Here is a 15,358-nt window from a genome sequence, read left to right as displayed (position 1 = left end):
AAAATTTTGTATAATTAAAAAGAAGAATGCAAAGGGGGAGTCAGGATATGAAACGGGAGAGCTTACTTGCACCTGATTATTACAATTTGGTTAGCGAAATAGAGAAAAATGCAGATGCCGGGAAAACGGCACTTATTTGGGAAGACGGGATTCAGCGCAGAGAACTTACATATGGCGAATTAATAACGGAAGCAAACAAAATTGGAAGCGCTTTAATAGAAGCGGGTTTACGCCAGGGGGACAAGCTCCTAATCATGACACCGCGTATTGTGGAAGCCTATGCCGTTTATATGGGTGCTTTAAAAGCGGGAATAGTTGTCATTCCGAGTTCTGAATTGCTAAGACCTAAGGATCTCCGCTACAGAATTACCCATGGTGAAGTAAAAGGGATCATCTGCTATGAGCAATTCACAGAACAAACCAATGAAGTAGAGGAAGCACAAGATTTACTTAAATGGGTGATAAGAAAGCCTCAGCCTGGCTGGCGCTCGCTGACGGAAGAGATGAGCAGGCAATCTGGTGAATTAGAATTTGCAGACACCAAAAATGACAGCACTGCCTTTCTTTCTTATACATCCGGTACGACCGGCAATCCTAAAGGCGTTATCCATACACATGGATGGGCGTATGCACATCTTAGGACGGCTGCTGCCAACTGGCTCTCCATTCGTAAAGAGGACAAGGTTTGGGCTACAGCCGGACCAGGCTGGCAAAAATGGATTTGGAGTCCGTTTTTATCCGTACTTGGAATGGGGGCAACCGGCTTTATCTACCATGGTAAGTTTGAAGCGTCTCACTATCTGCAGCTGCTTCAGGATCAGCAAATTAATGTTTTATGCTGTACTCCCACAGAATATAGACTGATGGCAAAAGAACAGGATTTATCCCGTTTCAACCTTTCCAGCCTGCACAGCGCCGTTTCCGCAGGAGAGCCTTTGAACAGGGAAGTTATAGACATTTTCAGGAAGCACTTTGGAATTGAAGTGCGCGATGGATACGGACAAACCGAGAATACGCTTCTGGTCGGGGTAATGAAGGGAATGGAGATTAAAGCGGGATCAATGGGAAAACCTACGCCGGGCAACACGGTAGCAATCATTAACGGCAATGGTGAGGTTTGCAAGGAAAATGAAGTAGGAGACATTGCGGTACATCGCTCCACTCCAGCCCTTTTTAAGGAATATTACAAAGATCCGGAGAGGACGGCAATGCAATTCAGAGGGGATTATTACTTGACAGGCGACAGGGCGAGAATGGATGCGGACGGTTATTTCTGGTTCGAAGGACGTTCTGATGATATTATCATCAGCTCGGGCTATACGATAGGACCCTTTGAAGTGGAGGATGCGCTTATAAAACATCCGTTTGTAAGAGAGTGTGCTGTTGTTGCGAGTCCGGATGAAATTAGAGGTAGTGTGGTAAAGGCATATGTAGTGCTCGGTGACGGTGCAGATGCTGAAGATCCTGGTCTTGTGAAGGTTCTGCAGGAGCACGTTAAGAAATTGACAGCGCCTTATAAATATCCTCGTAAAATAGAATTTGTAACAGACCTGCCAAAAACCGCTTCCGGAAAAATCCGGAGAGTCGAGCTCCGTCAAAAAGAGCAAATGAGAGAAAGTGTTTAAATTTCATAGGTAAAATAAAGGAGCCGGGCAGACGCCTGGTTTTCTTTATGGCGGCGGTATGCTAGAATTTCCATATTTCAATGAAATACATAGAAAGAGAGGATAATCATGGGAACGTTATGGCACGGCGGCACGATCTATACAATGGAAGGCGAAAACAAACAGGTAGAGGCCATCTATACAGCAGGAAATAAAATTGAGGCAGCAGGCGATGAAAAATCAATCAGAGCTGCATATGCGGATACCATTGATGAAGAAATATATCTAAAAGGAAAAACCGTGTTTCCTGGCTTTGTGGACAGTCATCTCCATTTAATAGGTCATGGTGAGAAATTGATGAGGCTTGATTTTTCTGATATGGAAAGCCACGAAGCCATTAAAGCAGCACTTGCAGGGAAAATTGCAGAAACTCCGCCGGGAGAATGGGTGATCGGTGAAGGGTGGAATGAAAATCAGCTGGGTGAAGGATCGATGTTTGACAGGAAGGTTCTTGATGAAATGTCCGCAGAGCATCCAATTGTCTTAAAAAGGATATGCCGGCACGCTATTTTAGCAAATTCTGCTGCACTAAAGCTTGCAGGAATTGAGGAAGAAACGGCGGATCCGGCAGGAGGAATTATTGGCCGCAGGGAAGACGGTTCACTTTCTGGATTTTTGATGGACAGAGCTCAGGATATCGTATTGTTTGAAACGATTCCTCCTGTTTCAAAGGAATACCTGAAAAAGGCGCTCAGCAAAGCTGTTCAGGACTGCTTCACGTATGGTTTAACCGGGGGGCATTCCGAAGACTTGTCCTATTACGGAGCCATGCAGCTTCCGATTGATGCCTATAATGAAGTGCTGTCCGAAGACAACCCATTTAAGGCGCACCTGCTTATCCATCATCTTGTAATAGACGAGTTTGAGCAGAACCGCATAGAGGATCAAAGATTTATTGAATTTGGGGCTATGAAAATCTTTGCAGATGGAGCACTTGGCGGCAGGACAGCGCTATTAAGCGAGCCGTATTCGGATGATCCCCATGTAAAGGGAGTTGCCGTCCATACTCAAAAAGAATTGAATGAACTAATAGTAAAAGCAAGATCCTATAATAGGGAAATTGCCATCCATGTAATTGGAGATCAAGCATTTGAGATGGCTCTGAATGCAGTCGAATTGCATCCTCCCGCCATTGGAAAGAGAGACCGTTTCATTCATGCACAAATTCTCCGGCCTGATCTCATCGAACGGCTGCAGAATATGCCGATCATCCTTGATATCCAGCCAAGATTTACAGCCAGTGATTTCCCTTGGATTATAGAGAGGCTTGGAGAAGAAAGGGTAAAAACATCCTTCGCCTGGAAAACTCTTATAGACCGTGGAATCCCATGTGCCGGGGGATCAGACGCACCGATTGAACCGATTGATCCGCTCTTAGGGATTCATGCAGCTGTAACAAGGAAAAGCATCCATACACCAGAGGAGCCGGGATACTTCATGAAAGAAGCACTTTCCATGTATGAAGCGATTAATCTTTATACAATAGGCAGTGCAGCCGCAATCCATAAGGAACACGAAAGAGGAAAAATTCAGCCCGGGTTTGACGCAGATTTTACCATTCTCGATTGCAATCCCTTTACAATGGAAGATCCGGATGAGCTCCTCAAAACGAAGGTGGCAATGACAGTCGCAGAAGGAAAGGTTGTTTATGAAAAGGCAGATTTCTAAATCCAGGATCTGCTCAGATATGTTCACTTAACTGGCTCTGAATCAAGAACAAAGGCCGCCCCCAATCTGGGGACGGCCTTGCTATTGCTTACAAAAAGCTGCGTTTCACTTTTTCCCAGAAGGAGTTGTCCTTCAATTTTACCGTTTTAATGATAGAAGGGCTTAATGTCACTTCAATCTGCTGCACGCTGCGGATGCTCAGTGCTTCATTATCCATCCCGATTACTGGATAGTCATTTCCATCTTGAGCTACCTCTAATCTTAATCTTCTGCTGCCGCTTAATACAAAAGAAGAACCTAATGTTCGATATCGGTTATTGTTGAGAGAAGCAAGCTCGCTTACTTGGAAACAAGGCAAAAGCGGATCGATGACAGCCCCGTTTACTGATTTGCTGTAAGCTGTACTTCCCGTTGGTGTGGAAATAATCATTCCATCTCCGCGGAACGTTTCAAAATGGATTTCATCAATATGCACGTCGATGACAAAAGTTTTAATAATCCCTGATCGGATTGTGCATTCATTTAAGCATTTAAAAGAAGCGGATTCATCAATTTTTACATCGATAACAGGGTATTTACGGACTTCAACCTGCTCCGTCGTAATCGCTTCAATAATTTTTTCTGTATCATCCAATACAAAATCGCAATAAACGCTGGCGGACCCTTTTGTGCTGATTCCTACATACAGGCAGTCATCTCTAAAATTTGTTTTCCTGACAGCCTGCAGGAATGTACCGTCTCCTCCGATGCTTGCAATAATGTTTGCATCCTTTGAATGAGATACAACCGTAAACCCGTATTTTTCAGCAAGCTTCGTCAATGATTCTACTTTGGCACCTATATCATCCGAGTTCCGATAATAAAAAAATACATTGCGGCGATTGGTCATGGTACATCCTCCCTTGAAATGGAAATGTTATCCTTGAAGAGTAAAATTATGATACAATGTGTTATGTTGTTTATTTTACCATTTATCCCTTAAGTCATGTTCTTTTTTACTGATACCAGGGAACATTTTTGACGATAGAAATGAAAGTAAATGAAACTGAAGGAGGATATGGAATGAATGGAAAAAGGTGGGCTGCGCTAGGCATCGCCCTTGTATTAGTGATCGTTTCAGCAATCTTCAATACGGTTACGACGTTCCAAAGCGCTGCAAATGAAATGTTTGCAATGAATGATTCAGAATTCGGTGAAGAAATCATTCAGGAGGGTTCTGCAGAAAATAGAATTGCTGTCCTGGAAGTAGATGGGGTTATTCAGGATACGGGAGAGTCGGCTTCTTATTTTCAAAGCTCTGGATACAATCATCAGGAGTTTCTGAAAAAAATTGAAGAGGTTCAAAAGGATGATTCCGTTCAGGGAGTTATACTGAAAGTGAATTCTCCTGGCGGCGGAGTAGTTGAGAGTGCAGAAATACATAAGCATTTAATGGAATTAAAAAAGAAAACGAAAAAACCGCTATATGTGTCCATGGGAACAACGGCTGCTTCAGGAGGCTACTATATTTCAACGGCAGCAGATAAAGTTTTCGCTGCTCCTGATACGCTTACCGGGTCACTTGGAGTCATTATGGAAGGTGTAAACTATGGTGAGCTCGCGAAGCAATATGGCGTGAAGTTCGAAACGATTAAAAGCGGTCCATATAAGGACATTATGTCTCCATCGCGTGATATGACAAAAGAAGAGCGCAATATCCTTCAAGGTATGGTAAACAACGCCTACGAAGGATTTGTGGATGTTATTTCTGAAGGCCGGAAAATGACTCGTGAAGATGTAAAAAAAATCGCGGACGGACGCATCTATGACGGACGCCAGGCGAAAGAAAAAAAGCTTGTCGATGAACTGGGATACATTGATGACACTGTAGCTGCAATGGAAAAGGATCTAAAAATCGAGAATGCTGAAGTTTTTGAATATAAACAAAGCTCAGGCTTTGATTCTCTGCTTTCCTTGGGAGCTAAAAAGGTATTCAGTGATGAGTATCAGATGTTTGGCTTATTCGAACTATTTTCTAAACCGGCTAATAGCCGTTTGATGTACATGTATTCAAAATAAAGGAGGGCGTTTAATGGACACGACATTTGACGATACAGTGGAACGGCCCTCTGTCCTTACATCGGAACCCGTTCGCTCAGAACCGGTTTATGGAGGGTTTTGGATTCGTTTTTGGGCTTATCTTGTTGACCTTGCTGTTATCGCAGGGATCAATGCTATATTGATCAAACCCATATTTATCTTTTCGGGAAGTGATGGAGGAAGTTCGATGTTCTCTCCTAAACCGCTTCTGGAATTGCTTATTTTCTTTCTATACTTCGTGCTGATGACGAAATTTCTAAATCAGACGCTTGGTAAAATGATATTCGGCATCCGGGTGGTTTCACTAAATCAAGAAAAACCACTATCATGGGGAACGATCCTTTTTAGAGAACTTGTCGGGCGATTTATCAGTAAAACGGTGTGGATCGCTTACATTGTAGCGGGATTTACTCCCAAAAAACAGGCACTGCATGATCTGTTTGCGGATACTGCAGTCGTTCATGAAAACATGTATAGAAATTAGTATTGAAAGCTGCTTCCTATCGTATTGGGAAGCAGCTTTTTTTTGCTCTGCTAGAGATGGGAGCGGGAGGGGCCGGACATGGAGTTAAATGTTCAATCTCCCCTTTTAAGTCCAGTCCAATAGGCAAGTTTACAGACTTTCGATTAAAGAAAGGCGTACTGGGCGATACTTAATTGCTGAAAGGAGCGGTATAGATGATTTGGGTTTATGGAATTCTTTTATTTCTTTTTCTTTTTATGCTGCTTATTGCCTTTACGAAGCTGACCATCACCGTTGAATATTGCCGGATTGGAAAAAATGATGACTTGAAAGTAAAGGTAAGAGCATGGGGCGGATTGCTTCGCTATACATTCAAGGTTCCTGTTATAAAAGCAAATGAGAAGGATATGAGTGTAAGCGTAGTTAAGGAATCCAATATGGGCCAAGAAAAGAACAGCGGGAAATCACAGGAAGATCATATTACAGAAAGTGATGTGAAAACGGGAATTCGTGATTTCAAAGAACTGGCAGGGCATATTACAGGTCTTCATACCATTGCAAGAAAATTTCTAAAGCATATTGAAATTACACAATTTGAATGGCATACCAGATTCGGGTTAGGGGATTCTGCTTCTACAGGCAGCACTGCCGGAATGCTTTGGACTATAAAGGGTTTAATGTGCGGAGCGGCAGGAAACTATATGAAGCTCAAAACACAGCCGGTTCTATCAATTGTTCCGATTTTTCAAGGTCTTTGTCTGGATACGATGGTAACAGGTATGGTCCGGTTTCGAATCGGGCATGCTATTATCGGTGGATTGCGATTCGTTAAATATTGGAAGGGCGGAAAGCCATCCTTTGGCAATAAGCCTTTATCCAAAATATTTGGAGAACACAATAATACTGCATAGGGGGCAACATTATGAGCGACCATCCAATTCAAGGTCTAATGAAAACGGCTATGGAAAATTTAAAGCAAATGGTAGATGTAAATACGATCATTGGAGATCCAGTCGAGACTCCTGATGGAAGCGTGATCTTAACGGTATCAAAGGTTGGATTTGGTTTTGCTGCAGGCGGCAGTGAATTCGGCCAGGCAGGTTCAGGCGAGGATCAATCTTTTGCCCAGCCTCAGGCAGGACATGTGTCCGGAAACAGCAGTCGCAGCAGAATGCCTTTTGGCGGAGGGAGCGGAGGCGGAGTTTCCATCACACCAATTGCCTTCCTCATTGTCGGCCATAATGGAGTGAAAATGCTTCATCTGGATGAAAGCACCCATTTATATGAAAGAATTCTGGAATCTGCACCGCAAACGATCGAGAAAATCCAGAAAATGTTTAAAAAAAATGATTCCGGATCAAACGGTCATCCTTCTTCTATGAGAGATGATATTGACTTTTAATAGCAAAAGGGAACCCGCTGATTGGCAGCGGGTTCCCTTTTTGTATTAAGCCGTTCGATAAATTCAGGGAGGATGTCCAATCAAAAAAAAATTGAAACCATATACTGGATTATCTTGATTGTAGGAGGAAAGCGATTTGGTATATGGCTGCTGTTTGATTTGTCTTCTAAAAAAATGCACGTGTACAACGACGTACGAACCAATCACCATCGAGTTGCCTGCACTGCCCGGTTTGGACTCATTGCCGCAATGCCTATTATTTTATTTGGACAATTGTTTCTCGGAGGAACAAAAATCAAGAATTACACAGACAATCGCCGGTGTCATAAGTTTTTGGCAGGAGTTCTACGAAGAAAAAGCGGCTGCCGGGACTTTATCAGCAGGAACTGCTTCGGTTCAATCCAGACTTGTAAAAAATATCGATTTTATAAAAAATATCGATTTGAATGCAGGTTTAGGACCTTTTTCTCAAAGCTTCAGAGAATGGGCAAATAACCGGAGAAACGTCATGAACGGGGAAGAAGCCTTGGATTCAGCTATGGATCTCCTAACTCAGCGTTTTAAGGATATTGGAGAAGGTCATGCAATAGCAAAATTCACTTTAGATGATCAGGAAACAAGCTCTTCCAAAGCTGGCTGGAAGGCAGATGGTCAATTAAGGGATACTCTAAGTACAATGATTAACCCCGCAGCATTAAATAAAGCAATTAGTGATTTGGAATTAATCGGAAGCTTGCTTCGTACTTGGTTCCGTTAATGAAGCTTACATCTTCACGGTCCTCTAAGCGTTATAAAAGGTCTGAGTACAGGCCTTTTTTAATTCGCCTCGTTATGCCTCCAAAGTTATCTGCGATTTTTTAAATTTTGTAAAATTCAGTAAATAGAATGAGGTTAAGTTTGCAAAGCCTCCCGGGACAAGCTATCATGAAATTGTACATAGATCCATAGATGATAGAGGAGGAATAAACATGGCGAATATTACGTTTAAAGGCAATCCTGTAACCTTGCCGAATAAAGAAGTGAAAAAAGGGGACAAAGCACCAGATTTCCGCGTCTTGGCCAACGACTTGTCTGAAGTAAAACTTGAGGACTCAAAAGGTAAAATCCGCATTGTTTCAGTCGTTCCGTCTATTGATACAGGGGTATGCGATGCACAGACAAGAAAATTCAATGAAGAAGCAGCGAAGCTTGAAAATGTTACGGTTTTAACAATCAGTAATGACCTTCCATTTGCTCAAAAACGCTGGTGTGCTGCAAACGGACTGGAGAATGTCGTGACACTTTCCGATCACCGCGATCTTAGCTTTGGAGAGGCATATGGAGTGGCGATTAAAGAACTCCGCCTTCTTGCTCGTTCCGTTTTCGTTATCGACAGCAATAACGAAGTGGTACACGCTGAATATGTTAGTGAAGCTACGAATCATCCTGATTATGAAGCAGCAATTGAAGCCGCTAAGGCTGCCAAATAATATTGTTCCTAAAGCCTCCGGTTAATTTTTCCGGAGGCCCCCGCCATGCGGTCAGTTCCGCCCTTCAACAGGACGTTTTGCACTGCCCAGACCTTCATTCCTTCAAGGCGCTTGCGCTTTTTTTCAGGCATAAGCCTTGTCTTTCAGCCAGAGCTTATCTAAAATGGTAGGAAGTATGCTCTAGGAGGAGAAGTGGATGCAAACCGTTTCAAATATGGAAAAGCTGTTTACTGCTTTAAATGAATCATCTGAACAGCTGGCCGAAGAATTGCAATTATCCTATATAGAAGCAGTAGCCGAAACCGGGGAGAACTTATTTCACGGTGATGTGCTGCAGGATGAGTTAAGTGAATTGGCTAAGAAAAAAGTAAAAAAACTTTATGCTGACATCCAGCTTGATACATATGAATCAGAAGAGATTAGAAAAGCGTTCCAATTGTGTGTGCTAAAGGGCCTGAAGGAAGGCGCCCATCCAAACCACCAGATGACTCCGGATTCAGTAGGGATTTTTGTTGGGTATCTCGTTCAGCGCTTCATGAGTAATAAGCCTTCCTTTTCACTCTTGGATCCGGCAGTCGGAACCGGCAACCTGCTTACAGCTGTTTTAAATCAGCTTAAGGATCATAAAGTGGAAAGCTCAGGGGTGGATGTAGATGATCTCCTGATTCAGCTATCTTATATAAACGCGAATCTTCAAAAGCATCCCGTTCAATTTTATAACCAGGACAGTCTCCAAAATTTATTTGTTGATCCTGCCGATGCTGTCATTTGCGATTTGCCTGTAGGTTACTATCCAAATGATGAAGGAGCGTCAGCCTTTTCGCTCAAAGCAGATGAAGGCCACTCGTATGCTCACCATCTCTTTATTGAACAAAGCATGAACCATGCAAAACCGGGTGGATACCTGTTTTTCATTATCCCTAATCAGCTTTTCAGTTCCAAGGAAGCTCCTAAACTGAATGCATTTATAAAGGAGCAGGCCTATATACAAGGGTTATTGCAGCTGCCTTTGTCTATGTTCCAGGGAGAACAGCATGCCAAGAGCATTTTTATTCTCCAGAAAAAAGGGGAAGGGGCTGCCCCACCTAAGCAGGCGATGCTTGCTGACCTGCCGAAATTCTCTAATTTTGAAGGAATGCAGGCGATGATGAAGCAGATTAATGAATGGTTTGAAAAAAGCCGCTAAAAATAGACCGGTTCTGGCAGGTGCCAGACCGGTCTATTTTTTAATTGGTGCAAAGGATATGCTCTTTTATTCTCAGGAGGAAAGTCTGTTTTTCCGCAGAATGGTGTATCCTGCTGATAGAAGCAGAATTCCTGAGGACAGCATAAAAACCAAATAAATCGGAAGCCTCTCCGCCGCAGCTCCTACAGCAAGCGATCCTAGTCCGAAGGTAAGAGCGAGCATAGAGCTTTGGGCTGAATAAACCTTGGATAGGAGCGCGGCAGGTGTAAATCGCTGAACAGCTGTCTGCAGACATACATTTTTAAGCTGCTCCATCATCCCGAAAAAAGCAGATGCTGCCAATGCAAGCCAAGGTACTGCGGTTATTCCGAAAGTAAAGGCTGCAGCACTGACTCCAAATGCGCCAGTGATCAGCACCTTCCGGCTGTTCCGGTCAATCCATGAAGCATACCGGACACCTAAGAGTCCTCCGGCAATCAGTCCTGCGAAAAAGCTGGCATTAATATATCCCCACCATTCTTCTCCCATCTGCAGCTGATCTTTAACATAAACATAAAGGATGGCGGCAATCCATACGGCTCCTGCCGCTGTTTCAAGAAGCAGGATGAAATGGATGGCCCTTAGAGATGGACTCTTCCAAATTCTAATCCATCCTTCCTTCAAGCGGCTCCATATTTCTTCCTCCTTCAAACTGCTTTCAATAGGGATAGGCTGAAGCTTAATTCTCTTTAGCAGAATAGTTGAGAAAGCATATAATCCAGCGGACATCCAAATTAAACTCATGGACCCGATTAAAGCAGCCAGCACTCCGCCTGCCGCCCAGCCTCCAAGCTGTACGCTTTGATCCATACTCGCGGTAAAGCTGTTCGCTTTTACGAGATCATCCGAAGGTACCAGGCCGGGAAGCATAGCATTTTTGGCAGGGGCCGACCATCCATCCAAAATAGAGATTATGATAATGCATAGGAACATAAAGAGTAAATTCCCCGAATGTCCTGAAGTTATTCCAAGCGCCAGCAGGAGAAGGAAGAGCGTTTTTGCTGCCTGGGAAAAAACTAGAACCCCATCTAATTTCCAGCGGTCAAGAAGGAGAGGCGCGGCAAGCCCGCTTGAAAATTTAGAAGCCGTAATGGCAAAAGGAACGGCTGCTAAATAAAATGCCGATCCAGTCGCTTCGTAAAGCAGGGCAATCAGCCCTACTGCATAAAAAATATCGCCTGCATTTGCGATCGTCTGTCCAATCCATAAGTAGCGGAAGTTTGCAGTTTTCATATAGGCACATCCCCTTATCGTTATTTTTAGGAAGGATTGTACCTTTACATCGGACGAGCTCCTTTCGAGTGGAATATGATGATTGATTGAAAATCTTACATCGTTAACGACCTCGCATCCGTTCCATTTTTTTCAATTATATAAGAGTTGATCTTGTATTGTCTGCATGTTTTAGTAAAAGGGACGAAAAATAGTAATTGCTGGTACAGCTCAGAAATGAATACCATCTCCTATTCATTTGACAAAATTTGATTTGTGCTAAAAAAATTGGTTATGTACAATATAACAATCAGGCAGAAGGGGGGAAGGAAATGAAAAGAGCAGCTTACTTTCCAATAAGCGAACAAGCCTTGCTTGTAGAACTTGGGCAAGAAATAAGTGAAGACCTTCGGATAAAAATCAGATTATTAACGGATCAGCTGGATCAGGGTGATTTTCCATGGCTGACAGAATACATACCTGCATTTACAAATGTAACCATCATTTTTGATTTGCTTTATTTTAAGGAAAGCCCTGGCCAATCCCATGAAAGGATCCAGGAAGAAATCGAGAAAATCATTTCCTCAATGGAGCAGGAAAGCGTGAAAACTCCAGGCTCTGAGCCGGTAAAAATTCCAGTGTGCTATGACGAAGATTTTGGAATGGATCTGGATGAAGTAGCAAATCACAATGGTATAAGCAAAGAGGAGGTCATTGCTCTCCATACTGAAGGCGTATACCCCGTATACATGATTGGCTTTTCACCGGGGTTTCCTTACTTGGGGGGAATGACTGAGAAAATAGCAGCACCTAGAAAAGAGAAACCGAGACCGAAAATACCGGCCGGCTCTGTAGGCATCGCAGGAACTCAGACAGGGGTATATCCTCTTGAGACACCCGGAGGCTGGCAAATCATCGGCAGGACACCGCTCTCATTGTTCGATGCCGCCAAACAACCGCCAGCACTCTTAAAGGCAGGGGATTCCGTTCAGTTTTACCGGATTAGCAAAGAAGAATATAACCGTTTAAAGGAGTTATAGCATGAGCTTGAAAATCCTCCAATCCGGTCTGCTGAGCACGATTCAGGATAATGGCAGATTCGGCTTTCAGAAGTATGGTGTAATTAAAAGCGGAGCAATGGATCTTTATGCACACCGCCTTGCAAACATTTTAGCCGGAAATCCAGATGATGAAGCAACCCTTGAGATGACCCTGCTCGGGCCTTCCATTGAGTTTACGGAGGATACCATAATTGCCCTTACAGGAGGCAATCTTTCTCCGAAAGTTAACGGGCAGCCCATTCCGCTATGGAGACCCGTCTTTGTAAGATCAGGAGCAAAGCTCGAATTCGGTGCACCTGTCTCAGGCTGCAGAACGTATATGGCTGCATCAGGAGGCTATGACCTGGAGCCGGAGCTTGGCAGCCGTTCAACTTATCTAAAGGCACGAATAGGCGGAGTGAATGGACGCGCGCTAACAGAAAATGACGAGCTGAATATTAGAGAATCCGATTTGATCGGCAAGGCAGCCATCAGGAATTCAGAAGCCAAAGCCATTCCGGCAAGCTGGTATATGAAGCCGGACTATAACGTAGTAAACAAAACGGTCAGATACATAGAAGGCAGAGAATATGAGTGGTTTACAGAGGATTCGCAATCCGTTTTTAACACGGAGGAATTTACGCTGACGAGCCAATCCGACAGAATGGGATACCGGATAGAGGGACCTGTTTTAGCATTAAAAGAAAAAAGGGAACTCCTGTCTGAAGCAGTGGGATTTGGAACCATCCAGGTACCTGCAGGAGGACAGCCGATCATTTTAATGGCCGATCACCAGACGACTGGCGGCTATCCGAAAATGGGGCAGGTAATCGCGGTTGACCTGCCGCACCTGGCACAGCTAAAACCGGGTGAAAAGATTAAGTTTGAAAAGACCACCATTGAAGAAGCCCAAAAGCTTTTCGTTCAAAGGGAAAAGGGTATTGATTTTATCCGAAACATGGTGAGGGACAAGTTCGAAAAGGGGGTTCTTTAACATGCGCGCCGATTTAAACTGCGATCTGGGGGAAAGCTTTGGATCCTACACAATCGGAAACGATGAGGAAATCCTTCCTCTTGTTTCATCCGTTAATATTGCCTGCGGCTTTCATGCGGGAGATCCGTCCGTAATGAGAAGGACGGTAGGACAAGCATTGGCTAATCATACAGCAATCGGTGCCCATCCAGGTTTTCCTGATCTTCAGGGTTTTGGGAGAAGGGCTTTGGCCATTTCCGCGCAGGAAGCATATGACATCGTCCTGTATCAGATTGGGGCGCTTGACGGATTTGTCCGTTCCGAGGGAGGAGCTCTGCATCACGTGAAGCCCCATGGAGCACTTTATAACATGGCTGCTGCTGATGCATCCCTGGCTGGAGCGATAGCGAAAGCCATTTATACATATGATTCATCGTTAATCCTGTATGGTCTTTCCGGAAGCGAGCTGATAAAAGCCGGACAGGACATCGGATTAAAAACAGCAAGCGAGGTTTTTGCTGACCGTACCTATCAAAATAACGGAGCATTAACTCCAAGAAGTCAATCCAATGCCCTGATTAAAGATGATCAAACGGCCATTGATCAGGTGAAGAAAATGATTACCGAACAAAAAGTGATCAGCACAGATGGGGAAGAAATCTCATTGACTGCAGATACTGTTTGTATACATGGCGATGGAGCACACGCTCTGGAATTTGCTAAAAAAATTAGAAAAGAGCTCCAGGAATCAGGTATTCAAATTAAAACGATGTAACGAGGGAGGGATTTATATGAAAGAAAATCGTTTAAGTGTACTAATGGGGGCTGCCTTTCTAATGGCAACCTCAGCAATCGGGCCTGGGTTTTTAACCCAGACAACCTTTTATACGGAAACATTAGCTGCTTCGTTTGGGTTTGTTATTTTAATTACCATCATCCTGGATATTGGGGTGCAGCTGAATGTATGGCGGATTATTGCCGTTTCTGAAAAGAGGGCGCAGGACATTGCTAATATGGTACTTCCAGGTCTTGGGATTTTTGTAGCCGTTCTCATCGTATTTGGCGGGCTTGCCTTTAATATTGGAAATATAGGGGGAGCAGGACTTGGGTTCAACGTGCTTTTCGGAATTGACCAGAAGCTCGGCGCTATCATAGCAGCCGCGATTGCCATTATGGTCTTTGTGTTTAAAGAAGCCGGCAAGCTTATGGACAAGTTTGCCCAAGTAATGGGCTTCATGATGATCCTTCTTACGATTTATGTAGCGTTCTCAAGCCAGCCGCCAATTGGCGAAGCCGTGACGAAAACATTCATGCCGGATACCGAAAAAGATTATTTTATCGCTATTGTTACTCTTGTAGGGGGAACAGTGGGAGGCTATATTACATTTGCAGGAGGACATCGCCTTCTAGACGCAGGTATTAAAGGTAGAAATGCCCTGAACCAAGTAAATCAAAGTGCTGTTACAGGGATCGCAGTAGCATCACTTATGAGGATTTTCCTTTTTCTTGCATCTCTTGGAATTGTTGCACAGGGACTTACAATCAGCAAAGACAATCCGCCGGCATCTGTGTTTCAGCATGCTGCAGGAGATATGGGATATAAATTCTTCGGTGTTGTCCTGCTGGCAGCGGCCATCACTTCGGTTATCGGTGCAGCTTATACGTCTGTTTCCTTTATCCAAACCTTCAGTCCTGTTATTCAGAAATACCAAAAATCAACGATCATTGTTTTTATTTTAATTTCTGCAACCGTTTTTGTTGCCCTCGGAAATCCAGTTCAGCTTCTTTTGCTGGCAGGGGCATTAAATGGTCTCATTTTGCCGATAACATTGGCTGTAATGCTTATAGCAGCATACAAAAAGACAATAGTAGGGGATTATAAACATCCTATTGTCCTTACGATATTCGGTGTTATTATCGTTATTGTTATGGCTTTCTTAAGCATTTCTACGATAACAGCAAACTTTTCAAAGCTTTTCTGATTCATAAAGGCAGTTTGGGAAATCCCTCAAGCTGCTTTTTTACTTGTCCCAAATATCAGGAAAAGTCCGAAAACAATGACTTTTATCTGTAAACGATTGCATGTACCGGTTTATATTGCATTGTGTTCCGGGCAATGTTTAAATGGAAAAGTCAGATATTTTTCGGATCTTTAACGAATGA

General features: G+C 43.5%; 15 protein-coding genes. 13 read left to right on the top strand and 2 right to left on the bottom strand.

The genetic code is table 11. The features are described from left to right. The first annotated feature begins 47 nt into the window (after positions 1-47). Positions 48-1,625, top strand: coding sequence for an acyl-CoA synthetase MbcS (gene mbcS, locus AS29_RS03850; protein ID WP_035409481.1), 1,578 nt, complete (start codon positions 48-50; stop codon positions 1,623-1,625). A gap of 108 nt (positions 1,626-1,733) precedes the next feature. Beyond that, positions 1,734-3,332, top strand: a complete 1,599-nt coding sequence (locus AS29_RS03845) for an amidohydrolase (protein WP_035409478.1) — start codon at positions 1,734-1,736, stop codon at positions 3,330-3,332. Positions 3,333-3,420: 88 nt separating this feature from the next. Here the strand turns inward: AS29_RS03845 and AS29_RS03840 are convergent, their stop codons facing one another. Further along, complete coding sequence (locus tag AS29_RS03840; RefSeq protein WP_035409476.1) at positions 3,421-4,221, bottom strand: NAD kinase; 801 nt, start codon at positions 4,219-4,221, stop codon at positions 3,421-3,423. 173 nt (positions 4,222-4,394) lie between these two features. On the opposite strand from AS29_RS03840, the gene sppA reads away from it, so the two are divergent. The 7 genes from sppA (at position 4,395) to AS29_RS03805 (ending at position 9,931) form a co-directional block, all read left to right on the top strand. Next, positions 4,395-5,390, top strand: a complete 996-nt coding sequence (sppA, locus tag AS29_RS03835) for a signal peptide peptidase SppA (protein WP_035409474.1) — start codon at positions 4,395-4,397, stop codon at positions 5,388-5,390. 13 nt (positions 5,391-5,403) lie between these two features. Then, positions 5,404-5,895 (top strand): RDD family protein, encoded by a 492-nt coding sequence (locus AS29_RS03830; protein ID WP_035409472.1) that lies wholly within the window; start codon positions 5,404-5,406, stop codon positions 5,893-5,895. A gap of 194 nt (positions 5,896-6,089) precedes the next feature. Then, positions 6,090-6,785, top strand: a complete 696-nt coding sequence (locus AS29_RS03825) for a DUF2953 domain-containing protein (RefSeq protein WP_035409470.1) — start codon at positions 6,090-6,092, stop codon at positions 6,783-6,785. Positions 6,786-6,796: 11 nt separating this feature from the next. Then, the gene (ytfJ, locus tag AS29_RS03820; protein ID WP_035409468.1) at positions 6,797-7,276 is read left to right on the top strand and encodes a GerW family sporulation protein; all 480 of its coding nucleotides are present in this window, start codon (positions 6,797-6,799) and stop codon (positions 7,274-7,276) included. Positions 7,277-7,412: 136 nt separating this feature from the next. After that, entirely contained in the window at positions 7,413-8,033 is a 621-nt protein-coding gene (locus AS29_RS03815; protein WP_035409467.1) for a hypothetical protein, read from the top strand. Between the two features lie 211 nt (positions 8,034-8,244). Then, positions 8,245-8,745, top strand: a complete 501-nt coding sequence (gene tpx / locus AS29_RS03810; protein WP_035409466.1) for a thiol peroxidase — start codon at positions 8,245-8,247, stop codon at positions 8,743-8,745. Between the two features lie 214 nt (positions 8,746-8,959). Continuing rightward, entirely contained in the window at positions 8,960-9,931 is a 972-nt protein-coding gene (locus AS29_RS03805) for a class I SAM-dependent methyltransferase (protein WP_035409907.1), read from the top strand. A 72-nt stretch (positions 9,932-10,003) separates the two neighbouring features. Here the strand turns inward: AS29_RS03805 and AS29_RS03800 are convergent, their stop codons facing one another. Next, on the bottom strand, positions 10,004-11,203 hold the full coding sequence (locus AS29_RS03800; protein WP_035409464.1) for an MFS transporter: 1,200 nt from the start codon (positions 11,201-11,203) through the stop codon (positions 10,004-10,006). Between the two features lie 311 nt (positions 11,204-11,514). Here AS29_RS03800 and pxpB point away from each other — a divergent pair, with 311 nt between their 5' ends. From pxpB to AS29_RS03780, 4 genes are read left to right on the top strand one after another with little or no spacing between them, the layout of a single operon-like run. Further along, positions 11,515-12,222 carry a 5-oxoprolinase subunit PxpB gene (pxpB, locus tag AS29_RS03795; protein ID WP_035409462.1) on the top strand — a complete coding sequence of 236 codons (708 nt, stop codon included), beginning with the start codon at positions 11,515-11,517 and terminating at the stop codon, positions 12,220-12,222. A 1-nt stretch (position 12,223) separates the two neighbouring features. Then, positions 12,224-13,216 (top strand): biotin-dependent carboxyltransferase family protein, encoded by a 993-nt coding sequence (locus AS29_RS03790; protein WP_035409460.1) that lies wholly within the window; start codon positions 12,224-12,226, stop codon positions 13,214-13,216. Position 13,217: 1 nt separating this feature from the next. Beyond that, positions 13,218-13,970, top strand: coding sequence for a LamB/YcsF family protein (locus tag AS29_RS03785; RefSeq protein ID WP_035409458.1), 753 nt, complete (start codon positions 13,218-13,220; stop codon positions 13,968-13,970). A gap of 16 nt (positions 13,971-13,986) precedes the next feature. Continuing rightward, complete coding sequence (locus AS29_RS03780; protein ID WP_035409456.1) at positions 13,987-15,177, top strand: NRAMP family divalent metal transporter; 1,191 nt, start codon at positions 13,987-13,989, stop codon at positions 15,175-15,177. The last annotated feature ends 181 nt before the right edge of the window (positions 15,178-15,358 follow it).

It is taken from the genome of Bacillus sp. SJS, from assembly GCF_000732485.2.
Lineage (GTDB): Bacteria > Bacillota > Bacilli > Bacillales > Bacillaceae > Metabacillus_B > Metabacillus_B sediminis.
This window is presented reverse-complemented; position numbering and strand designations above follow the sequence as displayed.